At 68.8% G+C, this 23,687-nt stretch carries 24 protein-coding genes; 6 read left to right on the top strand and 18 right to left on the bottom strand.

The features are described from left to right. Positions 1–264: 264 nt before the first annotated feature. The 6 genes from L3Q67_RS36060 to L3Q67_RS36085 are packed head-to-tail and all read right to left on the bottom strand — an operon-like array spanning position 265 to position 6,740. Positions 265–1,266, bottom strand: a complete 1,002-nt coding sequence (locus tag L3Q67_RS36060; RefSeq protein ID WP_499185890.1) for a S66 peptidase family protein — start codon at positions 1,264–1,266, stop codon at positions 265–267. A gap of 7 nt (positions 1,267–1,273) precedes the next feature. After that, a complete protein-coding gene (locus L3Q67_RS36065; RefSeq protein ID WP_499185891.1) occupies positions 1,274–2,029 on the bottom strand; it encodes an MTAP family purine nucleoside phosphorylase in 756 nt (251 codons plus the stop codon). A gap of 50 nt (positions 2,030–2,079) precedes the next feature. Next, complete coding sequence (locus tag L3Q67_RS36070) at positions 2,080–3,291, bottom strand: MFS transporter (RefSeq protein WP_499185892.1); 1,212 nt, start codon at positions 3,289–3,291, stop codon at positions 2,080–2,082. Then, the gene (locus L3Q67_RS36075; protein WP_499185893.1) at positions 3,288–4,742 is read right to left on the bottom strand and encodes a CgeB family protein; all 1,455 of its coding nucleotides are present in this window, start codon (positions 4,740–4,742) and stop codon (positions 3,288–3,290) included. Before L3Q67_RS36075 ends, L3Q67_RS36070 begins: the two co-directional genes overlap by 4 nt. After that, positions 4,729–5,616 (bottom strand): class I SAM-dependent methyltransferase, encoded by an 888-nt coding sequence (locus L3Q67_RS36080; protein ID WP_499185894.1) that lies wholly within the window; start codon positions 5,614–5,616, stop codon positions 4,729–4,731. The genes L3Q67_RS36075 and L3Q67_RS36080 overlap by 14 nt, the downstream gene beginning before the upstream one ends. A 47-nt stretch (positions 5,617–5,663) precedes the next feature. Further along, on the bottom strand, positions 5,664–6,740 hold the full coding sequence (locus tag L3Q67_RS36085; protein WP_499185895.1) for an amino acid--tRNA ligase-related protein: 1,077 nt from the start codon (positions 6,738–6,740) through the stop codon (positions 5,664–5,666). Positions 6,741–6,946: 206 nt separating this feature from the next. Between L3Q67_RS36085 and L3Q67_RS36090 the strand changes: the two genes are divergently transcribed. After that, the gene (locus L3Q67_RS36090; protein WP_499185896.1) at positions 6,947–7,567 is read left to right on the top strand and encodes a glycosyltransferase family protein; all 621 of its coding nucleotides are present in this window, start codon (positions 6,947–6,949) and stop codon (positions 7,565–7,567) included. A gap of 117 nt (positions 7,568–7,684) precedes the next feature. Next, positions 7,685–8,374 (top strand): transcriptional regulator, encoded by a 690-nt coding sequence (locus L3Q67_RS36095; protein ID WP_499185897.1) that lies wholly within the window; start codon positions 7,685–7,687, stop codon positions 8,372–8,374. Positions 8,375–8,429: 55 nt separating this feature from the next. Here the strand turns inward: L3Q67_RS36095 and L3Q67_RS36100 are convergent, their stop codons facing one another. Next, positions 8,430–9,722 carry a cation:proton antiporter gene (locus tag L3Q67_RS36100; protein WP_499185898.1) on the bottom strand — a complete coding sequence of 431 codons (1,293 nt, stop codon included), beginning with the start codon at positions 9,720–9,722 and terminating at the stop codon, positions 8,430–8,432. Positions 9,723–9,889: 167 nt separating this feature from the next. Between L3Q67_RS36100 and L3Q67_RS36105 the strand changes: the two genes are divergently transcribed. Continuing rightward, positions 9,890–11,290: an MFS transporter gene (locus tag L3Q67_RS36105; RefSeq protein WP_499185899.1), complete on the top strand. Its 1,401-nt coding sequence runs from the start codon at positions 9,890–9,892 to the stop codon at positions 11,288–11,290. Positions 11,291–11,301: 11 nt separating this feature from the next. On the opposite strand, the gene L3Q67_RS36110 is transcribed toward L3Q67_RS36105, so the two are convergent. Genes L3Q67_RS36110 through L3Q67_RS36140 form a run of 7 tightly spaced genes read right to left on the bottom strand, consistent with a single transcriptional unit; the run spans position 11,302 to position 17,520 of the window. After that, complete coding sequence (locus L3Q67_RS36110) at positions 11,302–12,291, bottom strand: LLM class flavin-dependent oxidoreductase (RefSeq protein WP_499185900.1); 990 nt, start codon at positions 12,289–12,291, stop codon at positions 11,302–11,304. Positions 12,292–12,313: 22 nt separating this feature from the next. Beyond that, entirely contained in the window at positions 12,314–13,735 is a 1,422-nt protein-coding gene (locus L3Q67_RS36115) for a CgeB family protein (RefSeq protein WP_499185901.1), read from the bottom strand. Next, entirely contained in the window at positions 13,732–14,670 is a 939-nt protein-coding gene (locus L3Q67_RS36120) for a VOC family protein (RefSeq protein WP_499185902.1), read from the bottom strand. Before L3Q67_RS36120 ends, L3Q67_RS36115 begins: the two co-directional genes overlap by 4 nt. After that, the gene (locus tag L3Q67_RS36125) at positions 14,637–15,677 is read right to left on the bottom strand and encodes a Gfo/Idh/MocA family protein (RefSeq protein WP_499185903.1); all 1,041 of its coding nucleotides are present in this window, start codon (positions 15,675–15,677) and stop codon (positions 14,637–14,639) included. Before L3Q67_RS36125 ends, L3Q67_RS36120 begins: the two co-directional genes overlap by 34 nt. Then, positions 15,670–16,152: a cupin domain-containing protein gene (locus tag L3Q67_RS36130; protein WP_499185904.1), complete on the bottom strand. Its 483-nt coding sequence runs from the start codon at positions 16,150–16,152 to the stop codon at positions 15,670–15,672. The genes L3Q67_RS36125 and L3Q67_RS36130 overlap by 8 nt, the downstream gene beginning before the upstream one ends. Then, on the bottom strand, positions 16,106–16,774 hold the full coding sequence (locus L3Q67_RS36135) for a TIGR04282 family arsenosugar biosynthesis glycosyltransferase (RefSeq protein WP_499185905.1): 669 nt from the start codon (positions 16,772–16,774) through the stop codon (positions 16,106–16,108). The genes L3Q67_RS36130 and L3Q67_RS36135 overlap by 47 nt, the downstream gene beginning before the upstream one ends. Then, positions 16,771–17,520, bottom strand: a complete 750-nt coding sequence (locus tag L3Q67_RS36140) for an SAM hydrolase/SAM-dependent halogenase family protein (protein ID WP_499185906.1) — start codon at positions 17,518–17,520, stop codon at positions 16,771–16,773. The genes L3Q67_RS36135 and L3Q67_RS36140 overlap by 4 nt, the downstream gene beginning before the upstream one ends. 247 nt (positions 17,521–17,767) lie before the next feature. On the opposite strand from L3Q67_RS36140, the gene L3Q67_RS36145 reads away from it, so the two are divergent. Beyond that, positions 17,768–18,625: a response regulator transcription factor gene (locus L3Q67_RS36145; protein ID WP_499185907.1), complete on the top strand. Its 858-nt coding sequence runs from the start codon at positions 17,768–17,770 to the stop codon at positions 18,623–18,625. Here the strand turns inward: L3Q67_RS36145 and L3Q67_RS36150 are convergent. Both L3Q67_RS36150 and L3Q67_RS36155 read right to left on the bottom strand, forming a co-directional pair. Beyond that, positions 18,546–19,739, bottom strand: a complete 1,194-nt coding sequence (locus L3Q67_RS36150) for an ADP-ribosylglycohydrolase family protein (RefSeq protein WP_499185908.1) — start codon at positions 19,737–19,739, stop codon at positions 18,546–18,548. The two genes, L3Q67_RS36145 and L3Q67_RS36150, sit on opposite strands and share 80 nt — an antisense overlap. Beyond that, positions 19,736–21,172, bottom strand: coding sequence for an MFS transporter (locus L3Q67_RS36155; protein ID WP_499185909.1), 1,437 nt, complete (start codon positions 21,170–21,172; stop codon positions 19,736–19,738). Before L3Q67_RS36155 ends, L3Q67_RS36150 begins: the two co-directional genes overlap by 4 nt. 147 nt (positions 21,173–21,319) lie before the next feature. Between L3Q67_RS36155 and L3Q67_RS36160 the strand changes: the two genes are divergently transcribed. Beyond that, a complete protein-coding gene (locus L3Q67_RS36160) occupies positions 21,320–21,490 on the top strand; it encodes a hypothetical protein (protein ID WP_499185910.1) in 171 nt (56 codons plus the stop codon). 571 nt (positions 21,491–22,061) lie between these two features. On the opposite strand, the gene L3Q67_RS36165 is transcribed toward L3Q67_RS36160, so the two are convergent. Together L3Q67_RS36165 and L3Q67_RS36170 are read right to left on the bottom strand one after the other, a co-directional pair. After that, positions 22,062–22,463, bottom strand: a complete 402-nt coding sequence (locus L3Q67_RS36165; RefSeq protein ID WP_499185911.1) for a hypothetical protein — start codon at positions 22,461–22,463, stop codon at positions 22,062–22,064. A 102-nt stretch (positions 22,464–22,565) separates the two neighbouring features. Then, positions 22,566–22,877 carry a DUF6292 family protein gene (locus L3Q67_RS36170; RefSeq protein ID WP_499185912.1) on the bottom strand — a complete coding sequence of 104 codons (312 nt, stop codon included), beginning with the start codon at positions 22,875–22,877 and terminating at the stop codon, positions 22,566–22,568. Between the two features lie 176 nt (positions 22,878–23,053). Between L3Q67_RS36170 and L3Q67_RS36175 the strand changes: the two genes are divergently transcribed. Further along, positions 23,054–23,485 carry a DUF6766 family protein gene (locus tag L3Q67_RS36175; protein ID WP_499185913.1) on the top strand — a complete coding sequence of 144 codons (432 nt, stop codon included), beginning with the start codon at positions 23,054–23,056 and terminating at the stop codon, positions 23,483–23,485. Positions 23,486–23,687 lie beyond the last annotated feature (202 nt).

The raw sequence follows: 23,687 nt of genomic DNA on the forward strand, positions 1-23,687 counted from the left end.
TCAGGGTTAGTCCACACAACCGACCATGATCAACTGGTGGCCGCACCTGCCAGCGGGCAGCCCACCAGCGACGTCACGAAGTCCGGCTGGAGTACTAGCCCGTTACAAGCCTTGTTACAAGCGAAGGTGTCGGGATCGTATGATCACGATTTCCGCGCCCTCCTCTTCAGCACTGACGCTGCGAGGTGCCCTCGTCGCGGCTGCGGTCGTAGCCGTCCAGACAGCGAACCACCGTTCGCCGGGTGCCCCGAGACCAGGTCTCTTTCATGGGCGGACACCGGGTTCCAAGACGGTGACCTCCGTGTCGCTGATCCTGACGCGTACTCCCAGTGGCAGGGTGACCATCGGGTCGGTGTGCCCCGCGTCGAGTCCCGCGATCACCGGGTAAGAAGTATGTTCGGTCGCTTGCTCCACAGATCGGTGCAGCAGTTCGATTTCCGCGGGAGTTTCACCCGGTGCCCGCGCTACCACCAGGGCGGCCAGGTCGTCGAGGACTCCCGCGTTGCGCAGGTGCCACAGGTCCCGATCGGCGTCCGCTGGTCGATACGCGTCCGGGATATCCAAGAAGAATACGGTTCCGTCGTAACTCGGTTGCCAGAGTGTGCCAAGCAGCTGGGTGCAGGTGGGCAAGCAACCCGCGAGTGCCGGCCCCTCAGCCTCCCCCGGCCGCAAGGCCGTTCTGGAGTAAGCCGGACGACGTTGCCGAGGACGGGATTCGTCGTCTGCCCAATCGAGGAATTCCTGTACGTACCACTCGCTCGGAGCTATGGCGCCCAGCGGTTCAGTGCTCATCGTCGCACGCCGGAAATGCTCGAGGGTATAGGCGAACGGTTCGGGCCACTCGCCGAATTCCATGAGCAAGGACGGTCCGTGGAAAGTGCGCAACCCCACTTGGCCGTACAGGGCGTGGTGCAAGACAGTGGCGTCGGAATAGCCGCAGAAAACTTTGGGGTGGGCCCGCACGAGATCCAGGTCGAGCCGGTGCAGCAGCTGGGCGCAGTGATCGCCGCCGATCGAGCACAGGATGCCGGCGACGTTCGGGTCCGCGAAGGATTCGTGCAGATCGGCGATGCGCTGGTCCACTGAGCCGGCCGTCCAACCGGAGATTTCCCGGGACCGTGGCGCCATGCGCACCCGGAGGCCCAGCCGGTTCTCCATGGCGCGGACAGCCCGTGTGACACGCCGGGGATGCAGCGCGGCGGCACCTGAGCTGGGCGAGATGACGGCGACGGTGTCGCCTGGCCGGAGCACGGTTGGCATAAGCATGAAACTCCTACGAACGAAACCGCGCCTCGCGCAGGGCGGTGAGGGCCGGGCGGTTCGGGGACAGTGGCAGGTGCTCGACCAAGTCGATCGCGAGGGCACGAAGGCGCTCGGCGAATTCCTCGAACAGTTGGTAAGCGGAGACGCCGGTGACCGGCATGACATCGGCCCGATCCTCGAGACCGGCGTCGTAGTCGGTGATCAATGCGATACCGCAGCAGGCGATCTGGAGTTCGCGGGCCAAGGCGACTTCGGGGTACTGGGTCATGTTGATGAGTTCCGCGCCTGCGGCCTTGTGGGCACGGGATTCGGCCCGAGTGGCGAAGCGTGGCCCCTCGATCACGACGACGGTGCCGCGATCGTGCACCGGGAGCCCCATGGCTTTGGCCCGTGCCACGGCCGTGGCACGCATTTCCTCGTCGTAGGGGTCGGCGAGGCTGACGTGTGTGATGGGTATGCCGTCGCAATAGGTGTCGACGCGGCGCTTGGTCGCGTCGATCACTTGGTCGCACACCACCAGGTGACCCGGCGCCACGGCCGGCGACAGGCTCCCCGCCGAGCACAGCGTCATCAAGTCGGTGACGCCCGCTTCGCCGAGGCACCACAGGTTGGCCCGGTAGTTGATCGCATGTGGAGGAAACTGGTGGTCGACGCCATGGCGTGGCAGGAAGGCGACCCGGCGCCCGGCGATCGTGCCGAAGGTGACCGGAGCCGATGGGGAGCCGTACGGGCTGGTCATCTCGGCCGTCTCGGCGTCCTCGAGCAACCGGTAGAGCCCGGTGCCCCCGATGATCCCGATCCGGGCTGGTTCACGACTCACGCGGGCCTCCGGAGGTGTGGTCGATGCCTGTGGTGGCGGACGTGCGCGACCGCCACCGTTGTGGTGATCACGGCGCACAGCGCGGCTGCGGCGAGAGACGGGCCCGCGTATCCGGCAGGGACGAGCACACCAGCAGCGGCCAGGCCGATGCTGGATCCGGTGACGGTGCACATGCTCAGCACCGCGAACGCCTGCGTGTGCGCCGCTTCAGGTACTCGTCGCACGATGACAAGACCCGCCAACGCGTTCAGCGGTGCCAGTGGAGCCCCGAACAGGGCCATGGCCAGAAGCAACGTCGGGAAGTCCGGCCCCACGGCGAGCAGGACGACCGCGATCGTGGCCAGCGCGAACAAGACCGTGGCCGTCCTACGGCTGTGGCCGTGGAGGCCACCGCGCGCGGTGATCACCGCGCCCACGATTCCGCTCGTGGCCGACATGACGCTGAACAGGAGGCCCGCGGCGGCAGCCGCCCAGCCGATCTGAAGCAGTTTCGCGGGCACACCGGCCTGCAGCAGTCCGAGCACCGTGCCGGAACCCGCGGCCACCACGAAGACCGGCAGTGCCGGTGAGAGTCGGCCAACGCGCCCGGCGGCCGTTGCGGATTTCCGACCAGCCGGGAGGCGACGGGCGGCAACGGCCGCCGTAAGAGCGAACACCACACCGAGCAGGAAGACCACCGCGGGCGAGAACAGGGTGATGACTCCAGCGGCCAGGACCGGGGACACCACGAAGGAAACCTCGATGATGACCGCGTCGGCGGTGTATGCCGCCGGTAGCAGCGGGGCTGGGACGATCTGGGGCAGTGCGGCCCGGTAACCGGCGCTGACCGCGGACCCGGCCGCACCAGCGAGTGCGGCGATCACCGTGAGACCGGCGGTGGGCAACGGTAGGACGACGACCAGGACAAGGATCGCCTGCGCGGTGGCGCTCAACAGCGCCTCCTTGCCCAGTCCCCGGCGTGCGCCGGTCCGGTCGAGGGCTTTGGCGCGCCAGACGGCCGCGGTGACCGTGCCGAAGGTGAAGCACCCGGCAACGAGTGCACCTCGACCCTGGGCGAAGGCCAGGATGAGGGTGATCGGCACCATGTTTCCCGGCAACCGGGACAACACCGCGCCACTCGCCCACCAGAGCCATCCCTCGCGGCGCACCAGTGACCGCAACGGGTACTTGGGCTTGTCCTCCCGATCGGCGGGTGGAGATCCGATCATCGTGGCCCCCGTGTGGAGATGCCCGCGGGAGTCAGCAGCCAGTCCCGTCCGGGCAGCCAGTGGATACGCGGGCTCATCGGCGCACCGTCGGGCGCCCAGACGAACAACGCCGCCGGTGATGGACCTCGCCAGGTGTCGTCGAAGTGTTCCTTGGCTGACACGGAGAGCACCAGGACGACGTCGTCCAGCTCAGCGGGTCCATCCGGTTTCGACACCCGGACCGTGCTGTTCGGCAACACGGACATCGCGGCTTCGAGCGCCTCACTGGATACCGAATCGTCGAGGACGACAGGCGAACCATCGAGCGTTTCCAGTATGCGGCAGGTCGAACGGCGCACGCTGGGCTGGGGGTCGGGGGGCTTGGCGAGCAGATCGTTCAGCGCGGAGCGCAGCTTCGCCATGCCGTGGCGGGCCGAGTTCACCACCCGCTCCCGGGCTGCCGCACCCATGCGCTGCCAGTCGTCGACGGGCTCGTCGAGCACGGCAGGCAAGGCACCCGGGTCAGTGAGCACGTGGCATTCCCGGCCGGGCACGAGGTCTTGCTCGATCCCCGGGTACGGCTCGGTGATCACCACGCTGCCGGCGAAAGCGGCTTCGAACATCCGGTTCGGCGGAGTGTGCCCGAAGCGCAGCGCCGGTCCCCGCAGGAGGTTCAGGGTGTACCGCGAACGAAGGTAGAGCTTCTGCAAGGCGATCGGGTCGCGTGGCGCGAGGTGTTCAATTGGTGCGCCGATCCCGGGCTGCGGTGGCGCCACCACGGCGACCCTGCGGCCCGCGAGCGCAGCCGCATCGATCCACGCGGGGAGCCGAGCTTCTCGCGCGGAAACCTTGCCGACCGTGACCAGCAGATCGATGTCCCTGGCCGTGGCGCGCGGCGACTCGGTCCGCCCTCCGGTGGACGAGTCGATGCTGCCCAGCGCGAACGTGGTGATGGCGGGTGGCACACGGACAACCGCGGGCGCCCCGAGGGAGAGGTAGCGTTTCTCCGCCCGTGCGCCGCCAGCGAGCAAGAACACCACGTCCAGGCGGGGTAGCAGGTCACGCAAGTAGAAGCGGGCGGGCATCCGGTCCAGCCGTAACGCGGCATCGCCGTCGAGGTAGGCGACCCTGGCCCCGGCACGGCGAGCCAGATCCATTACCTCCACGTCGAGCACGTGGTCTTCGTCGCGTCCCGCCCCGACGCACTTCACCACCACGTCGCCCGGCTTCAGCGTCGCCTCAACGGCCTCGACCAAGGCGCGGAGGTTCAGGTGCGTGCACACACGCAGGCGCGACACTTCCGAGTCCGCGGGCGCGGTGACCGAGTCGGGGAAGAGCTGGTGCACCTGGGTCGGGCCGGTGCTCGCGCAGGCGAGTGCGATGGCCCGGTAGCCGTTGGTGCCGCCCTTGGTGACTCGGTGGTCGGTGACGTGCGGGGCCAGGACGTGCAGCGTCCGCTCAGCGGGACTCATCGGAAGTGTTCTTGCGCCCGACGACAAGAAGGTTGTTGCCCCTCGCGGCGAGCGATGCGTCGCCGAGCAGCCGGCGTTCCAAAGCGTGCACCGCATCGTACTCGGCCGGTTCGTCCAGCCACTCCCCGAGCGACGCGCTCTGCCCGTGCAACTGGGTCTCCTGGTACCCCGGATAGACCAGCACCGGGAAACCGGTGAGCAGGTGGGGGACCACCCCGGCCGCGCGGAACGCCTCGCTGATCCCGGCCGGGGTGAAGAGCCGCATCATCGGCATGTCCCGCGTGAATCGCCCGCGGCGCTCGGCGATGGCGCGCTCAGCTTCCCCTACCGCCCGGAGGGTGAGGTTGAAGAAGGCGGCGTGGTAGGCGTTCGGCACGACGACGACCAGCTGACCGCCGGGAACCAGCAAGGCGGCGAGGTCTTCGATCGTCCGCTCGGGTTCGGGCAGGAAGCCGAGCACGTTGTGGAAGCTGATCACCAGCTCGGCCGATGACGGCGGCACCGACGTGGACACCTCACGCAGATCCGCCTCGACCGGGGTGACGCGATCGACGTACTGCCCGCCTCGGGCCTTGGCCGCCGCTTCCGACAACATGTCCGGCGACAGATCGACGAGGGTCGCGGTGAGGTCGGGCCGGGCTCGCAGGATACGGTCACTCCAGCGTCCGGTCCCGGCGCCCGCGTCGACCATGCGGCCGTGTCCGGGCACGGCGGGCAGGACGTGATCGTGCAGGGCGTCCCACAGCAGTGCATCGGACAAGCGCCAGTAGGCCTGGGCGTCGACGTCGTCGTAGCTCGCCGCCTTGGCACGGAAGTACTCCAGTACCTCTACCCGGTCGCCCACGCCGCCGGTGATTCGCACTGTCTCGCTCATGATTCCCTTCTCTCCCATTCGTGCCGGCCACCCGCCTCCACCCCCGGTCACGGTCCCGGCGCGGCGTCCGGAGTGCGTTCGACCAGCGGGATGTCACGGATGTCGTCGTGCCGCAGCACCCACATCAGGAAACGTTCGACACCGAGACCGAACCCACTGGTGAGCATGGGGAACTCGGCCTTGACGCGCAGGTACCAGTCGTACTGACCAGCGGCCACGTGGTGCTTCTCCAGCGCGAGCCTCGTCTGCTCGGCGGTGATGTGCCGTTCACCGGCGCCCACGGTCTCGCCCATGCCGAAGAGCAGATCGGCGTTCTTGGCCAGCTCAGTGCCGTCCCCGTCGAATGCCTGGTAGAACGGCACGCTGAGGTGATCGAAGTGGGTGACCCACACGAATTCGCCGACCCTGCGCATCAGCTCGTGCTCGCCGGCCCTGGTCATCGTCCGCCACGACGCTTCCCTGCGGATATAGCGCTCATCGCCGCCGAGGATGCGCTCGGCCTCGTCGAACGTCACCGAACCGAACGCGCCTTCGCGGTCGGCCATCCGCTCCAGGTGGGAAACGTCGCCGACGATCCGGTGCAGCTCACTGCCGTGTTCTTCGATCATGCCCGCGACCAGGAACCGCAGGTAGTCTTCGACGACTCGCTGCAACGTCGGTAGATCGACCGGGAGTTCCGCTTCGCTGTGCACGAACTGGCTCAGGTGGGATCGATCGGGCTGCTCGCCCCGGAATGAGGGCATGATGTAGTAGCAGCCTTCCGCGTTGAGCCGGCACCCGTATTCCAGCAGGAACTGCATGGAATCCGCCAGGTACGTGTCCTCTTCGCCGATCTTGACCTTGACCGGCAGTGAGTCGCTGCCCAGCCCCATCGGGCTGGAGACGGCGCCGGTGGTCACCGGCAGTTGCATCGCCTTGGCACCCCGCCCACGCCAGAATTCGATGGTGCGCACCGTGATCACGTCGTGCAAGCCGACGATCAACCGGTACCACGGTGAACGGGGGACGAGCAGGAACCGGTCGGCTCGCCCACGCCACGAACCCGGTGGGGCGATCACCCCCGCCTGCCCGTCACCGCCACCTCCGTCTATTGTGGACGTTCTGGCCGAGTGGTCGATCCGCATCGCGCTCCTCCTGCCCTCGTACCGCCGCCTTCGGTCGTGGCCATCAGTGTCGGACGGAACCTCGTGTGCCGTCTTCACCAGTCAGGCCGAAAAGAAAGGCGCCGCTTTGGACGCATTTCCCCCGAGCGGGCTCACCCGGAAGGTGGAGAACCAGTCGCACCATTGTGGGGAAGACACAGTGTCCACCCTGGTGGAAACTCGAACCGATGAATCATGATCCCGGCCCGCTGATCGTGGTGATGGCGCGGCCACCGGACGCAGCCGATTGCAAGACGCGACTGGCTGCGGCACGCGGGCGGGCGGAAGCCCGTCGCATCTACACCCAGTGCCTCAGCCAGGTGCTCTCGGTCTGCATCGGCACGGGGTGGCCTGTGCGCATCACAGTCGCCGGTCACCCGCTCGCGCTCGCTGGCCTGGCAGCCACCTTTTCGACGGACGTCGAACTCGTCCGGCAGCAAGGTAACGGGCTTCCCGAGCGCTCGGCGCACGAAATCGTACGTGGTCTCGCGGACGGCTATCGACCTGTCACGCTGGTCGCTTCGGACCTCTGGCAACTCGAAGCGGATCAAGTCCGGTGGGCGGTGCGCACAGCGCTCACCGGACGAGTCGCCGTGGTGCCCTCCCCCGACGGTGGCTACGGCGTTCTTTCGGCCACGGACCCGGTGCCGGAACTGACAAAGCTGATCATGAGCGATGCCCGCACGCTCGACCGGCTGCGTCACACCCTGACCGAATCCGGCCGTGGAACCGAACTCTGCCCGAGCACTGTCGCCGACATCGACGACGGTGCCGACGTCGCAGAATACATCGTTCAAACCCGAGGTTGATCCGAGGTTAATTCCGAATGGCGCCGGGTAGCCGGTCATCACGTCACCACTCGGAGACCGCTCGGGGGGAAGATGTCCATCAATGTTGTGCTCTGCGACCAGGACGCTCTACGCCGGATGGGCATCCGCAAGATCTTCGATGACGAGCCGGACATCGCTATCGTCGGCGAAGTCGCCGAGGGAACCTCCGCTCTCAACATCATCAATCGGACCAGCCCCGATGTCGTACTGGTGGATGCCGACTTGCCGCGGTTCGGCGGGGTGGAACTCACCCGGTTGCTGCGCAATGGAATCCCCCGCTCGCCGCAAGTGGGCTTGCTGGTGACTCACGATCTCGATCTGGTGCTTCCAGCCCTGAGGAACGGCGCAGCGGGTTTCCTGTTGAAAACGAGGCCGCCCGAGGAACTGATCAACGGAGTCCGTGCGCTGGCCGCGGGCGACGCCGCACTCGCACCCCCGGCGGCTCGCCGGCTTCTCGACCACCTGGAAGGCAATCTTCTCGCCAGCAGCGTTCCCAATCCGGATCTCAGTGTCCTGACGGGCCGGGAAAGACAGGTACTGCATTACATCGGCCGCGGAATGCCCAACCTGGAGATCGCCGACCAACTCGGCGTGGAACCCTCGACAGTCAAGTCGCACGTCGCACACCTGCTCGCGAAGCTCAATCTGCGGAATCGGGTCGAAGCCGCCCTGCTGGCCCGAGAGTATTCCGGCTTCAACGGTTCACGCCCGGGTTTCGCGGTCCACGCCACCACGTGCACGCGAACAGGAGCAGTACGCAGCACCACCACGCCGTTGCCCCACTAGTCTGAGGGTTGATCGGGGCCGCAGCCACGCCGGAAAGACGCGGATCGAGGCTCGGTCAGGTCCCGCGTCCGGGGTGTTCGGCCAGCAGGCGCAGCATCGGCCCGGTCAGCGCGGTGGTGAGCAGCGTGAGCACCAGTATCGCGCTGAACAGGGTGCCGGAGACCAGTCCGGCACGGAGACCGGCTTGCAGGATCACCAGTTCGGTCAGGCCGCGGCAGTTCGACATGGTGGTCAGGATCGCGGCGGCACGCGGAGCCAGTCCGGTGAGCCTGCCTGCCGCGTACACCCCCAGCGCTTTCCCGCCCAGGGCACCTGCCAGCAGCCAGCTCAGCACCACCCAGTCCAGCGTGCTTCCGGTCGCCTCGAGGTGGAGGCCGAGCACCGCGAAGAACAGGGGAAGCAGGAACTGTTTCGCCGGCCGGCGCACGCGGCGGGCCAGCCATTCGATGTCGGGCGATCGACGTGGAGTGATGATCCCCGCTACGAAGGCGCCGAAGATGGCGCCCACCCCCAGCCACTCCATGGTCGCCGCCGCACCGAAGGCGGTGGCCAGCAGTACGACGGCGAGCACGGCGCGGGACGCGCGGCGCGCGAGTGCCGCCAGCGCCGGCCTGACCAATACCCACAGGACGAGCGAGAAGCCACCGACGAGGGCCAGTACGCCGACGGCACCAGCGGGTGAACCGCTTTGCACCTGTGCGGTCGCGACGATGAGCAAGGACCAGACGCACACGTCGCCCACTCCGGCGGAGGCCAGGCCGACGGCTCCGACATCGGTGGTGCGCATACCCCGCTCGGTCAGGATGTGGGCCAGCACGGGCAAGGCCGTGGAACCGAGCAGGACCCCGATGAACAACGCGAACGCCATCGCCGGCGATGGCGATGGGCGGAGGGCGGTGAGCGGCCCCATGGCGAGCACGACGCCGATGAGCAACGGTAGCGCCAGCCCGGCCAAGCCGGTGGTCAGTACCGTCGCCCTCCGGTGACCGAGCGACTGGAGCGGGAGTTCACGGCCGACTTCGAACATGAAGATCACGACGCCGAGCTGCGCGAAGACGTCAAGCACAGATAGGACGTCTTCGCTGAAGACCCGCCGATGCAGGTCGGGCCAGAAGGCGCCGAGCATGCTCGGCCCGAGCACCAGCCCACCGATCATCTGGCCCACGACGGCCGGCTGCCCGAGCCTGGCCGCCAGCCAGCCCGCTGCCCGGACCACGACCACGGCCACCACCGCCGCGGGCACGATCATGGGCAGCACGCCGTCGCCACCGGATGGTGACGGCGGCGTCATCGCCGTCGTACGGGTCGGAGAGCTCTCGAACCGGCAGAGCAGCACAACTGCCGTCACCGCCGGCACGAGCACCAAGGCGGTGGCGCAAACCGTCGATCGACGGCCCACTAGCGGGATCTTTCTCGCCATCGCTCGCGGCGCCTCCTTGCCGAGCACGTAACCGGACCCGGATCGGGTACTCGGGATCGGACGGGGATCGGTCCACCGGGTGGGAAGGCCGGGACATGCGCGCGGAAGCCGGGAAACCGAAGCGCCGCTGGTGGGGGTTCGGCGCCCTGTGCGCGGGCCAGTTCCTGGTGGTGACCGATTCGTCGGTGGTCAACGTCGCGCTTCCGGAGATCGGGCTCGCGATGGGGCTGGACACCGCCGTGCTGCAGTGGGTGATCACCGCGTTCAGCCTCGCCTTGGGCGGCACGCTGCTGGTGGCCGGGCGGCTGGCGGACCGGACCGGCCACCGCGCGGTCTTCCTCGCCGGGCTGGTCCTGTTCACGATCGCTTCGGTGGTGGCGGGCGTGGCGGCCGATCCGGCCACGCTCCTGAGCGCACGAGCGGGTCAGGGCATCGCGGCGGGCTTGGTGACGCCGTCGGCGATGGCGCTGATCAACTTCCTGTTCCGCGAGCACGCGCAGCGGTCGAAGGCCCTGGGCATCTGGGTGCTTACCGGCGCGTCCGGCATCGCGATCGGCGTGGTGGCCGGTGGTGTGCTGACCGCGCAATGGGGTTGGCGCTGGATCTTCCTGACCGCCGTACCGGTGTCGCTCGCGGCGATCGTGGTCACAACGGTGGCGGTGCCTGCCCCCGGCCGTTCTGCTGAGCGTGGGAGTCCGGACGTCCTCGGAGCGGTGTTGCTGGTGACCGGGCTGGCCGCGGTGATGTACGCGATCGTGCAAGCCGGTGAAAGGCAGCGGACCGGCCCGGTGGGATGGGGCTTGGTGTCGCTCGCCAGCGGGGGGCTGTTGCTCGCCGGATTCGTTCTCCAGCAGCGCCGTGCCCGCCAGCCGCTGGCCGATTGGGCACTGTTCCGGCGACGCCGGTTGCTCGGGGCGAATCTCGCCGCGCTGACCCAGGGCACCGGGCAGGCCGCTGTGCTCTTCCTCTGCACGATCTACCTGCAGGAGAACCGGGGCTGGACGGCGATGCAGACCGGCCTCGCCTTCCTGCCCTACGCCGCCGCGGCGGCCGCGGGCGGGCCGCTGGCCGCCCGGTTGACCGGTTCCCACGGGCCGCGGGCCGCCGCTTCGACCGGGTTCACCGTGCTCACAGTGAGCTTTCTCGTCCTCGCTCAACTGCCGCGGACCGACGGGTACTTCGGTTTGATGGCCTTCGGCACCGTGCTCGCCGGACTGGGCGTCAGCTTCACCTTCACCGCGCTCGCCGCGGCCGCCACCGGGGATGCGGGCAGCCAGGAAGGTGTCGCCGCTGGGGTGTTCAACACCGCGATCCACGTGGGCGGCGCGCTCGGCCTGGCGATGCTGACCACCGTCATGGCGGTGGCTGGTGGAGGGCCGGAGTCGGCGCGCGGATACGCCGCCGCGTTCCTGAGCGGTGCCGGGATCGTGCTCGCCGGGGGTTTGTGCGCGATGCTGCTCCCCTCGGGCAGGACGATCGGTTCGCGAGCACCGTGACCCCGGGACGATCACCGTCGCCGCCACGACGGCAGCACGTGCTCGGCGACCAGTTCGAGTTGCTCGTCGTCGGGCAGGCCGAACCCGTAGGGCACGGCGAACGCGACGGTGACCTGGTCGGCACCGGCGTCGGCGAATTCCCGCAGGCGGGCGAGGATCTGCTCGGGTGTGCCGGTGAGCGTCCGCCGCGCCCAGTCGCGCAACGAAACGTCGTCAAGCAACCCACCGGGCACCCATGCCTGCAGGCGCCGCCAGCGCTCGGCCAGGTCATCGGCGTCCCGGCCGATCAAGGTGTACAGGCCGACCGACCGCCGTACCTGGTCCGGGGGCCGGCCCTGCGCCACGCAGGCGGCGTCGAGCGCGTCTTGCCGCTGGACGAACTCGGCGACGCCGGTCTCCCACACCTGGTTCCAGCCGTCGGCGTGCCGGGCGGTCAGGTCGAGCGTGCGGCTTCCGCTGCCACCGACCCAGAGTGGTACCGGTGACTGGACGGCCGGTAGCAGGCCCCTGAGCCCGGTGGTGTCGGCTGCGGCCGCGGCCAGATCGGCTCGGATGCTCTTGAGCGCGTTCTCCAGGTCAGCGCAGCGACGGCCGAACGCGGGGAATTCGAAGCCGTGCTCGGTGAACTCCGCGGCGTGCCAGCCGGACCCCAGGCCCACGTCGAGTCGCCCGCCGGAAAGCTGATCGACGCCGGCCACGATCCGCGCGAGCAACCGCGGGTTGCGGAAGCCGACCGGGCTGACCAGCGAACCGATCCGGACCGTCTGGGTGCGGCAGGCGATCCCGGCCAGCAGCGACCAGCATTCCGGGCTGGCGGTGCGGCCGGGATGACCATCGACGCCGTCGAGTTCGGTGATCTCGAAGAAGAAGTGGTCGGAGACCCAGACTTGGTCGAAGCCCACCTCCTCGGCACGAACCGCCCACTGGACCGCCCGCTGAGCCAGCGGTGAAGCCGACGGCGACCCGAAGTCGTAGTGCGGCAGGGCGAATCCCAGGCGCATCGGTGTGCTCCTTTCACGGTGTTCACGCCGAACGGGCCGGGCGCTGCCATGGCCAGTGGTCCTGTTCCGGCAGCACCCAGTCGCGGCCGGGGATCCAGCGCGCGTTCGCCGCGTCGGAGGTGTCGGAAGCATCCGCGATCACCGCGGGCACCACGCGTTCGCTGCGACGAAGTTGTTCGTCCATCTCGTTCTTCGCACCCGCCGCCACCACGAGCAGGGCTCCGGGAGCCAAGTCGGTGAGGTCGTCCACCCGCCGGAAGCGCAGATCGGGCAGCCGCGACCGGAGTAGTGCGACGAACCGCTCGGACGTTGCCGGTAGCACCGCGGCCCACGCACCCGGCCGGTACGCCGCTCGGGGCGGCCACGTGGGCGGCACAGGTGAAAGTCCGGGCTGTTCCGGTGGTCCGGTGCCGGCCAGTTCGCTGACGATCGCGGCCAGTTGCCGCGCTGCCCGCCCGATGGCGGGCACGACTCGTTCCCTGGCGCGTTGGGCCATGCGCCTGCGTTCGGCTTCCGTGGTCTTCAGCAGGGCCGGAACCTCGTCGAGGGCGCGGAAGGTGAGGCACTCGACGCCGGGCTCGAGGTATTCGGCGAGTCCGTCGAACTGCTCGGTCACCAGCACAGATCCCGCGAGTGCGGCTTCGAACAGCCGGGCGGGCACCGTGTCGGTGTATCCGGGGAACTCCGGCCGGAGCAGATTCAAAGTGAACTCGGCTCGTCGATAGGTTCGTTGCAGCACCAGGGGATCGACCATGGGCAACCGGATCACCCCGGGCAGCGCGCTGGTGATCGGCCAGTCCCCCACCAGCCCGACCCGCACCCCGTTGGCGTTCCGGACCAGCTGGCCCAGCCACCGGATGACACGGCTTTCCCGTGACGAATGTGCCGCCACCGGCACGAGCAAGGTCAGGTCGCGGTGCCGGTCGAGGTCGTGGTCGCTGATCCCGCCTGGGAGCGTGAAGCCGTACAGCGCTGGGGAAATGTGCGTGACGTCAGGAGCGGTACCGCTGCACAGGAGCCGGTACTGCTGCTCGGCGCGGGATCCGCCGGCGAACAACAGGATACCGCTGTAAGACGGCAGGGCCTGAGCCAAAGGGTGTGCCGCGCTCAGGTGCGGCAAGCGAAACGGCGCGTCGGCGTCGAGGTAGAGGCTGTGGGCACCGAGGTCAGGCACCAGGAAGTCCGCCTGGCTGTCGGTGGCCACGCCCAGCGCGCCGGCGCACTTGAGCACGACGTCCCCTCGGCGGACGTGGTGGCGGAGGTCGTCGCCGAGCTGCCCGACCGAATCCTGGCGTGGGTTCGGTCTGGCGCCCTCGTAGCAGCGGACCGGGCCCGCCAGTGCCGCCGCTTCGACGACGGAGCGGTAGAAGCAGGTGCCGCCTTTTGCCACGGCGGGGTCGTGGACGGACGGCACCACGACGTGGGCCACGGGTGTCCTCGTCATGCCGGCGTCCATTTCGGTTCGGGGCCGTAGTGGCGGTCAGTGCGGACCGCGGGATGCAGCACTTCGAGACAAAGCCCCCATGGGGAGCGGAAATACACCCATGGGTTGTCCGCGTCCGCGGGTTCCGGCCCGGCCAGCACCTCGATGTCCGGTCGCGCGCGCAGATACTGCACGGCTGCCTCCACGTCGTCTGCGTAGAGGGCGATGTGGTGGCCGCCGACCAGGTCGTTGCGCTGCGGCTGGTAACCGGCGTCTTCGCTCAGCAGGAGGGTGGTCACCGGGCCCAACCGGACCTCGGTCACGCCGTCACGGCGACCGGTGGCCACCGCTCCCAGGAGATCGGTGAAGAAGGCCACGGCCGAGTCCAGCTGCGGCACGGACAGTCCGATGCGATCGGCCTCGCGGGCTCCGGGAACACCGCGGGGGTGCTGCCCGCGCACCAAGTCGGACTGGTCGTCGCGATTGCTCCACCGGCGCCCGGGTCCGTCACCGCACCGGACCTCGACACGCAGGCCCCACGGCGCCAGGGCGATGAGCTCGCCGGACGGCCTGGCCCATTCGAGCCGCACCTCGTGCTGCTCCGCCAGGTACGCCCTCGCGGCCCCCACTTCGTCCACCACGAGGCCGAGGGAGACGGCGTCCGCGGTAGCCGGGCCGTCCGACGGGGTGTCGAACTCGAAGAGCTCGAGGTTCATCGTGGGGCCGAGCCGGACCAGCGCGCCCCACGCCACGGCGCGGGCCGGTACGCCGAGGCGCCGGGCCAGCCAATCACCACGGGGATCGGCGACCGGCCCGAACGCGGAGAGGAACTCACCGCCCAGCACATCGGTGAAGAACCGCACCGCCTGACCCAGGTCTGGCACGGTCAACCCGAGGTGATCGATGTTGCGGGCACCGGGGATCACGAGGCGGCCCTCTCGGACTCGGCGAGGCATCGGCGCAACCGTTCGCAATCGGCGCTCCGGCCGCCGCCTGGCGCGGTCCAGCGGCGCCGGTAGGCCGACGTTTCCACAGCGGCGAACAGATCCACCATCTCCCGTGGGCTGCTGGGGGCACCGGCCGCGCCCCCGGGCTCTCGAATCCTCCGCACCACGGACTGGACCAGTTCCCGTTGCGCCCGGGGTTCGCGCGCCTCTAAGTCGGCGAGCGCCCCACCGGAACCGCTGTCGGTCCGGTACCACCAGCCGCGGTTGAGGCTCAGTCCGGCGATGCCGCCGTCCGCGACGACCTCCACACCCAGCTGGTGCCAAGCGTTGTCCGTGCCGGTCCAGCCGGGAGCGCCGAGGCCACACGCGAAGGCGAGCTGCACCCCGGCGGAGCACTCGATGATGCCGCAGACGGTGGCCGGTGTCCCCTTGGTCGGCCCCGTTTCCACCAGGCCGGTCGCCTGCGCCAGCACGCGGTGGAAGGTAAATCCGTCCCCGAGCACGGCTTGCACCAGGTCGAACAGGTGACTGCCCTGCTCGTGGAGGTCGCACCGCGTGCCGGCCCGCACCGCCCTGATCCGGCCGATGGGCGCGCCGGCGAGGAAGTCGCGCAGCTCGACCGCCGTGGACAGGTGCCGCAACTGGTGGTTGAGCACCAGTTCGGCACCGGCGGCCGCGCACTCGTCGATGATCGACTCCGCTTCATGAGGGGTCAGCGCCAACGGCTTCTCGACGATGACGGCCCTGGGCTCGCCCCGCAGCACAGCACGCACCACCTCCAGCCTGCCGGCCGGTGGCGTGACGACGTGCACCAGATCAGGGCGGATCTCTTCCCGCATCCGGGCCACATCCGTGTACCGGCCGGGGATGCCGAAGCGTTCGGCCAGCGCGCGGGCGCGTCCGGCGTCGAGGTCGCAGCAGGCGGCGACCGTCACCCCCGGCGTGCCATCGCAGGCGGTGGCGTGGGCGGGGGCGCGGACCCCGCACCCCACGACCGCCGCCCTCAGCTCACGCATCGTCCGGTCCGTGGCCGTTGCGGGGCGAGACCGGGCTGTCGGCCTTCGCTTCACCGCCGGGTGGCCCGTACCTGATGGTCCACATCAGACAATCCTCGGACAGGTCGAGCAGGCGGTGCACGACGTAGGCGGGGACGAACAGCACATCACCGCGCTGGAACCGCTGGTATGGGGTGTCACCCCGGCTGTGCGCGCCGTGGAACAGCAGTCCCGAGCCCTGGAGGATGACGTAGAGCTCGTCGCGGTCGTGACGGGACTCGGCGTCCTCGCCACGTGGCTGGTACAGCCGCACCATCAGGCTGCCGTGCACCATCACCGGGGTCGACAGCTGCCCGGCCGGAAGCTCGCCCGTCGCGTCGGCCACCCCGACGTGGAAACGGTTGTCGAGGGTGAGCCCTCCCGTGTCGAGCCCGTCCGCGGTTTCGGCTTCAGCGCGAACGCTGTACTGCCGGTTGTAGGTCAGCTCTTTGTTCATCCGTCCTCCCGTGGTGCGGATCGTCCAGATCTCCCGCTTGGTCGACGTCGCGCACGACGAAGGGGGCGACGACGCGGCTGTACCCCGTGCGGTCCAGTGCAGCCGACAACTCCCGGCAGGTGTTCGTCGTGCTCATCGGGACCGCGGCGAGCACGGGCAGCTCGACGCGGCTGGCCAGCAGGGAATAGCCCCCGTCATGCGCGGGGACGATCGCCACATCGTGCTCCCCGGTCCGGCTCAAGCACCAGGTCACCGCCTCGAGGCTGAGAGCGGGCAGGTCGGAAGCCACGAGGACGACGGGACGATATCCGTCATCGAGGCCTCGCCGGACTTCGCGCGCCTGCCGTTCCCCGAAGGAGGCACCGCGCTGGCGGACCAGTTCGGCGGCTGGTGCCCGGTCGGCGGCCAGCGGCGCGAGCGCCAGGGGCTCGCCCGCGACGGCGATCCTGACGTCCGTGCCGGCCAGTGAGACCGTGCCGAGCACCGATTCCAGCATCCCCCGGTAGCGGGACACGGCTTCGACACGGCCGATGTCGCGCGCCAAGCGGGTTTTGCAGTCGGGGGCGTCCGGCGGGCGGCAGAGCACGACGATGAGCGGCTTGGCCGTGTTCGCCGGATTCACTCGTGCACCCTGGCGTCAACGAGCTCGATTTCCGTGCCCCGGCGGACGCCGATGTGTTCGGCGAGGTTGCCCTGGTTGAGGGCGAACGAAAGCTCGTCACGGCTGTTGAAGTAGGCAAGCGGTTCCCCGAGGCCCACCTCGGAGAAGGTGGAGACCAACGGCCACTGGTGCGTGTGCCCGTCCATGCGGACTTCCAGCCGGTCGGCTCCTGCCAAGCCGGCCTCGCGCAACTGTCCTCGCGTGACGTCACTCCACAGGTTGCCGAAATTGACGTCCACCAGTGCGATCGCCGCTCGGAGGTACCCGTCACCGATCTGCACCTCGGGGACGGATTCGGTCAGCTTCGCGACGTCCGCCCGTTCCGGCCCCACTTCCTGGATCGGGAAACCCGCGGCGAGGTGGGCAGCGCAGGCCACCACCACATCGCGGCCCCAGAACGACGGTGAAGGCGGGTTTCGCTGAACGCGTTCGTCGCGCACCTCGTGCACGCGGCGAACTCCCGAGCGGTCCATGATGTGCGTGTAAACACCATTGTCCGGGCCGACCAGGTATTGCCCTCGTTCGTTTTCCACGACGATGGTCGGACTGGTACCGGTCTCCGGGTAGATTATGCAGCAGAACACCGTATCAGCCGGGAAATATTCGGCGAGATCCTTCAGGTAACGGGCACCGACCTGAACGTCGAATGGTGCGACCTCGTGGGTTATGTCCACGATCTGCGAAGAAGGGCTGATGTCGAGCATCATTCCCTTGCACATTCCGACGGCGTCGTCCCGCAACCCGAGGTCGGTGATGAAAGCAATAGTTCTTCCGGACATGGATGACCGCCAAGAGGGTTTGATGGTTAACCGGATTCGCGCTTCGAGCGTCTTCGACGTTATCGGATCTTGAACAGCGTCGTCGAGGTACGGTCCGCACCTCGGTCAGCTACCTTCGGACCGGGCGATGGTCCGAAAGGACCGCCGTCACCGGGTAGACACGCACTCCTGCCCGGTGGGGCTGGACCATTCAGGGGAACTTGGATACACGGTGACGAGAACGGGTACAGCGGGCCCAGCACGTGCCTGCTGGTTTCTGAACCACGTGACAGGGGGGACGATGGCCGTCAAAATGCTGGTCATAGATCCACATCCGGTTTCCCGCGCGAGCGTGACGGCGATGCTTTCCAGTACTGGGCAGTTGGAAGTGCTGGCGGGCGTCGCTCCGGACCGTCAGGCTGTGCAGCAGGCGGTAGCCCGGGAATCGGTGGTGATCATCCTCCCGATACTGGACAACATGCCGGAACAGCTCGCCCGAGTCCGCCGATTGCGCGCTGTGCGCACCACCAGGGAAAGCAGAATCGTCCTGCTCGGAGAAGTCGGCACGGCCACCGCGTTCGTCGAAGTCGTCGAAGCCGGTGTCAACGGATGTGTGTCACCGATCGTCGCGCAGTCCCAGCTCGTCGCCGCGGTGACGCTGATCGCCGGCGGCGCCACCGTTTTCCTTCCCGAACCGCCGCGGATGCCCTGCGAAGACGTCCAGGCCGAGTCGTTCGCCAGCAGACCCGGACCGGGTGAAGTGGCACTGACCGAGCGAGAACGGGCCGTGCTCGGCGCGCTGGGGAAAGGGCTGAGCAACGGCGAGATCGCCCAATACCTTCACTTGGCGGAAACCACCGTCAAGAAGCACCTCACCCAGGCGATGCGCAAAATCGGGGTGCCCAGCCGGCTGCGAGCCGGGCTCTACGCCCGCCGCCACTACCTGCACGAGAGCGAGTTCGGGGAGCCCCGGATCACGGCTTCGGTGGAGCTCCGCACAGCCGCTGAAAGGCTCGCTCGCGTTCCCGGTGGCGGTGGTGGTCGCGTCGGCTGATCTGCATCGCCAGCTCGGCAAGCCGCAGCGGAGGGCCGACCAAGTCGTACCGGCTCGCCGCTTCGATGCGGGACAACCACATCCGGGGCACCGCGGACAAGCCGTGCAACGCGCCCGCGATGGCTCCGCCCATAGCCGCGATCGAATCCGAATCCCGGCCGTAGTTCACCCCGCCGAGCACGGTGCCGCGGTACGCCCCGCCCGCGAGGACGAACATCCCCAGCGCCATGGGCAACTCCTCGATGGAGTGCAGACGGCTGGGACGCCGGGCTCCCAGCGGGCTGAGATCGGTGTAGTCCTCCCCCATCGTGTCGTACGGAGCCATCGCCGCGCGCAGCACGGCGAACACACCCGGCTCATGCCAATCACCGCAACCCTTCGCGGCGGCGCACACCGCGGTGATGGCTTCGCGTGTTCCGTCCTTGGCGAGCCGGAGGCACTCGCCGACCACGGAATCGACCGTGGCTTCGGGGTGCAGGGCCGCCGCCACCGCGGCCGCGCAGACGCCCGCCGCTTCCCGGGCGAAGCTGCACTGGTGTGCCCCGGTGACGTCGATCGCTTCCCGGTAAGCCGCCTCGGGATCCGCCGCGTTGACCACGCCGAACGGTGCCGCGTACATCGCCGCACCGCAGTCCATCATGTTGCCGACGCCCGCTTCCCGAGGCTCGACGTGGCCGTAGTACAGCCGCAACGCGAGCCACTTCACCGACAGGAACAATCGCTGAAGCGGCACCGTCTCCTTGTCGAGTTCGGGAATCCACCGCTTCACGCTCATCAGCCGCGGGAGCACGTACTGCGGCACGTCGTAGGCGTCGAGGTGGTCACCCTTTTCCAGGTAGGCGTCCACGATGGCCTGAACCATCAGCGTGTCGTCGGTGATCCTGCCGTCACCCTGGTAGTACGGCGCCAGCGGGCGGGCCTCCCGCCAGTTCTCGTGCCAGGGTTCGACGATGTCCTCCACCCACCCGCCGTAGCGCTGCCGGATCTGCTCGGGTGTGCGGGTTTCGGTGGGCGCACCCAGCGCATCCGCCACCGCCGCACCCGCCAGGCAACCGGCCACGCGATCAGCGAACTGGTTGGACGGGCGAGCGCCTCTCGCCTCGGCATCGGTCATTTCTCAGCGTCCTTCCCGGCGGCGGTTCGATGTTGGGTACGGCCGATGACCCGGATGACCGGCACGAGGCCGGCCGTGCCGGCGATCAGGATCGCCAGCGCCGCGGTCAGCGCCGACGGACTTCCGGTGCCGCCACTGCTCTGCCCAGTGAAGAACGTAGTTCCGACCACGGTCACGCCCAGCACATTGCCCAGCTGAGTGGCCGTCAGCAGCGTCCCGGACGCGACCCCGGCGTCATCGGCGGGCACCACCGACAGCACCAACCCCAGCAAGGGGTTCACGGCCAGCCCCTGGCCGATTCCTGCCACGAACAGCAGGCAGGCCAGTGCGGCCGGCTGCGCACCGACCGGCGCGGCCCAGACCAGCACGAGCATCGCGGACAAGCAGGCGGCGACCAGCGTTGCACCCCAAGCAGGCACCGCGGTCGTTCCCGGTTTCGCCCACCGCGGCACCAAGGACGAAGCGAGCGCGAAGCCGATTCCCAGCGGCGCGAACAGCCAGCCGGTCAGCGTCGCCGAAAGTTCGATCGTGGATTGCAGGTAGAAGGTCAGCACGAACAACAGCGGGGCGCCGGCACCGGCGAAGAACAACAGCAGCACGGCGCCGATGCCGGTGGTGAACCGCCGGTCGCCGGCCAGCACCGGGGGAAACAACGGCAGGCGCCCGTTGCGGGCCAGCGTCCTGTTCCGGATCACGAAGGCGGTCAGCGCCAGCGGGGCGAGCGGGAGCACGGCGGCGATCGGCCAGCGCCAACCGACTTCGCTGAGCCAGGTCAAGGGGCCGAGCAGCGCGGCCAGGCCGAGGGACAACAACACCGCACCGGCCGCGTCGAGGTCCGGCACCGATGCCGAGCGCGACTCGGTGACCAGCCAGCGCGCACTGACCGCCGCGGCCAGCGCCACCGGCACATTGACCGCGAACAGCCAGCGCCAGCCGTCCGGATCCGACGCGGCCGTCAGGAGCACCCCGGCCAACACCGGCCCAATGCTCACCCCGGTTCCCACGACGGCGCCGTACCAACTGATCGCCGATTGCCTGCGGCGGTCCGGAAAGCTGTGCCGGATGACCGCCAGTACCTGCGGCAGGGCCACGGCCGCGGACATTCCGTGCGCCAGCCGTGCAGCGACGAGCACCGTCGCATCCGGGGTGAGCGCGCACACCGCCGAAGACGCGGCGAACGCCGTCATGCCCACGACGAACATCCGCCGCCTGCCGTACCGATCGCCCAGGCGTGCCCCGATGACCAGAGTGACCGCGTAGGCCAAGCCGTAACCAGCGGCCACCCACTGCGTCTGGCCTTGACCGGCTTCGAGAGCATGCTGGACCGACGGAAGTGCCACCGTCACGACGTAACCGTCGAGCACCCCCAGGAAGGTGCCGATCAGCAGAACCGGCAGGGCGAGTCGTTGCCGGAGCCCTTCCCGCCCCGACATCGCCACCCCGCCGTCACCAGCCGACCGCCGCTCCGCGCGCACACGTCCGGATGCCCGCGCGAACAGCGACTCACACCTGGCACAGCGGACATCCTCGACCGTGCTCGCGACGTCGAGAAGGACCTGCGTTCCACTGCCCGCAAGGCCTTGGACACCGACGATGACGAAGACGATCGGGTTCCGGCGGCCGATATTGCGTTCCTGCAAGCGGCCCTGGCCGTGCTGACCGCCAAGGTCGACGACGCCGCGCTGCAGAAAGCGGGAGACGACACGGACCAGCGCAAGGGTCAAGCAGGACCGGTCTCGGCAAAATCTTGATTCACACCACGAAGTGGGATGAGACCCGTCACGGCGGTCACGGTCGGCCACCGGGCAAGGCCTGACAGAGCCAGTCGCCGGCCGATGGCCGCCTTTGCTACGCGGCCAGACTCAATCGAGCTGTCCGACACGATCATCGTGGGGTCGCTACTCCAGCACGCTCACACACCGCCAGCGGGCCATCGGCCTGACGAAAACTTCTCGGCCGCAAGGAGAATAGCTTTGCGCGAACACCGCCTGCGCGCCTTGACGGCAGCGATGGGAACGCTCATGCGTTCCGAGCTCCACCACGCTGTCCCGGCCGAGAACGACCCCAGCCCCAATCAGCGCCGAGCCCGCGAGTTCCGCCTCGCAACTGGAACGGTTCGGCGACCTCCGCCTGACCACTACCCTGCTCAACCGCGTCCTCGCCCACGGCAACGGCGCCACCCAGCAACGCCACGCCTTCTCCGCCTGCGGAACGGTCACCGACACGCTCGCCCACCTCGAACGGCTCACCATCCAGGACCTGCCCTCACCGACCACCCCACCGCACCGCCCAAAGCGGTTCAGGACTGACCGCCCCTGGTGGTCAGCCGCGGTCGAGCGGGAACCGCGCCCACACGGTCCCGTGGGCACCCGAGCACCGGACACCCCAGGACGCGGCCAGGCGCTCGAGAAGACAGCGACCGACGAACACGTCCCCACTCGGGCGCCCCGGCGTCAGAACCGGCTGATCGAAGTAGTCCACCTCGACCGACAGGTGCGCCGCCCCGGAGTCTTCACGGGCCAGCCGCACGGCCCGCAGGGTGGCCGGGGCGCGAACGACATCGGTGAGCAACTCGTCCACCAGCAGCAACGCGTCGTCGACCACCGCGTCCGGGCACCCGCACAACAAATCGCGCAGCAGGGCCCGGGCGTGCGCGGGCGCGTTGCGCACCTCCACCCGGGACGCGTCACCCGGCAAGGTGAATGAACGGGTGTGCCTGACCACCCTGCCCTCCAGAGGCGTACCGGCCCAGCCGCTGAACCAGGTCGTCGTGGTCCCCCGCCCGGCGCAGCACGGGCGGCTCCGGGGAGGTCAACCGCACCGCACTCAGGGGCAGGCACGCGAACCGCGCGACCACCGCGGGCGGGGAAGCACGTCGCCACCCAGGTAGGCCAGCACGATCAAGTCCTCCGCCGAGGCGGTCTCCACCGCCAGCGCCCAGCCGTGCTCCTCGTCCCACACCAGCGCCAGATCACGGTCCGGAAAGCGGGGAAGCCGCTCGTCGATGGCCACGTAGGCATGGGCAGGCGAATCCAGCTGAACGAAGAAACACCCGCCGCCCAGACCGAGTTCGGCCGCCACTTCACGCACGTACCAGGCCAGGCCGCGAGCTGCGACCAGATCGAATTCGATGTTCATGGCGTGACCGCCTCTCACCGGAACCGAGAGTCGCCACCTGCTTGACGAAACGCCGGGATACCCACCCGCACGCGGCGTCAACCACGGTTCCGGCGTGTATTCCGCCCGCCGATGGGTACCAACGCCAGGCGCCGCCGATCCCACCGGTGGCCAGTCCGGAGAAGAGGTGTTCGGGGATGCGGAAGAATCTGCACCGGCGAGGACGGCCGCCGTTCGGCAAGGCCTACTCGTTCGCGATCATCACCTTCGCGTTGTTCCTGCTCAGCTGGGTCGGCCAATTCGTCACCCAGCTGATCGAGGTGTCGAACAACGCGGAAGAACACGGGCAGGTTTTCACCTGGGCGGATTTCGTGCCGCAGTTCCTGTCGGCGACGTTCGAGAACTGGCAGTCCGAATTCCTGCAATTAGTGTGGCAGGCCATGGGCCTGGCGATGCTCTTCTACTGGGGCTCGTCCCAGTCACGCGAGGGCGACGACCGCCTCGAGGCCAAAGTGGACGCCCTGCTCCGGGAGCGGGGCATCGACGTCGAGGCGATCGACGCGGCCATCGTCGACGACGTGAGCGGGCGCTCGAAGAAAGGCGATCCGGCCGCGGAGAGCACACGCTGACCGGCCGTGGTTCCCGGCCGGAATCGTGGGTAGCCCGAGCGTGCCCGCGGTGGTCTTACCGGTCACCGCGGGTCACGAAACCGGACCGGCTACCGCGCCGGCCACAACGGGACCCAGGCCGCGAACACCCGCTCGCCCGGCGTTCAGCGGCCCTCCTCGCACCAAGGTTACGCGCCCCCGCGCGGGGTAGCCGGTACCCGTT

Source organism: Saccharothrix sp. AJ9571, assembly GCF_021725495.1.
GTDB lineage: Bacteria > Actinomycetota > Actinomycetes > Mycobacteriales > Pseudonocardiaceae > Amycolatopsis > Amycolatopsis magusensis.

Bases quoted from the DNA above. Each gene is read 5' to 3' on its own strand.
- L3Q67_RS36060 (WP_499185890.1), bottom strand. From the start codon at position 1,266: ATGCTTATGCCAACCGTGCTCCGGCCAGGCGACACCGTCGCCGTCATC.
- L3Q67_RS36070 (WP_499185892.1), bottom strand. From the start codon at position 3,291: ATGATCGGATCTCCACCCGCCGATCGGGAGGACAAGCCCAAGTACCCG.
- L3Q67_RS36075 (WP_499185893.1), bottom strand. From the start codon at position 4,742: ATGAGTCCCGCTGAGCGGACGCTGCACGTCCTGGCCCCGCACGTCACC.
- L3Q67_RS36080 (WP_499185894.1), bottom strand. From the start codon at position 5,616: ATGAGCGAGACAGTGCGAATCACCGGCGGCGTGGGCGACCGGGTAGAG.
- L3Q67_RS36085 (WP_499185895.1), bottom strand. From the start codon at position 6,740: ATGCGGATCGACCACTCGGCCAGAACGTCCACAATAGACGGAGGTGGC.
- L3Q67_RS36090 (WP_499185896.1), top strand. From the start codon at position 6,947: ATGAATCATGATCCCGGCCCGCTGATCGTGGTGATGGCGCGGCCACCG.
- L3Q67_RS36095 (WP_499185897.1), top strand. From the start codon at position 7,685: ATGGGCATCCGCAAGATCTTCGATGACGAGCCGGACATCGCTATCGTC.
- L3Q67_RS36105 (WP_499185899.1), top strand. From the start codon at position 9,890: ATGCGCGCGGAAGCCGGGAAACCGAAGCGCCGCTGGTGGGGGTTCGGC.
- L3Q67_RS36110 (WP_499185900.1), bottom strand. From the start codon at position 12,291: ATGCGCCTGGGATTCGCCCTGCCGCACTACGACTTCGGGTCGCCGTCG.
- L3Q67_RS36115 (WP_499185901.1), bottom strand. From the start codon at position 13,735: ATGACGAGGACACCCGTGGCCCACGTCGTGGTGCCGTCCGTCCACGAC.
- L3Q67_RS36120 (WP_499185902.1), bottom strand. From the start codon at position 14,670: ATGCCTCGCCGAGTCCGAGAGGGCCGCCTCGTGATCCCCGGTGCCCGC.
- L3Q67_RS36125 (WP_499185903.1), bottom strand. From the start codon at position 15,677: ATGCGTGAGCTGAGGGCGGCGGTCGTGGGGTGCGGGGTCCGCGCCCCC.
- L3Q67_RS36130 (WP_499185904.1), bottom strand. From the start codon at position 16,152: ATGAACAAAGAGCTGACCTACAACCGGCAGTACAGCGTTCGCGCTGAA.
- L3Q67_RS36140 (WP_499185906.1), bottom strand. From the start codon at position 17,520: ATGATGCTCGACATCAGCCCTTCTTCGCAGATCGTGGACATAACCCAC.
- L3Q67_RS36150 (WP_499185908.1), bottom strand. From the start codon at position 19,739: ATGACCGATGCCGAGGCGAGAGGCGCTCGCCCGTCCAACCAGTTCGCT.
- L3Q67_RS36155 (WP_499185909.1), bottom strand. From the start codon at position 21,172: ATGTCGGGGCGGGAAGGGCTCCGGCAACGACTCGCCCTGCCGGTTCTG.
- L3Q67_RS36170 (WP_499185912.1), bottom strand. From the start codon at position 22,877: ATGAACATCGAATTCGATCTGGTCGCAGCTCGCGGCCTGGCCTGGTAC.
- L3Q67_RS36175 (WP_499185913.1), top strand. From the start codon at position 23,054: ATGCGGAAGAATCTGCACCGGCGAGGACGGCCGCCGTTCGGCAAGGCC.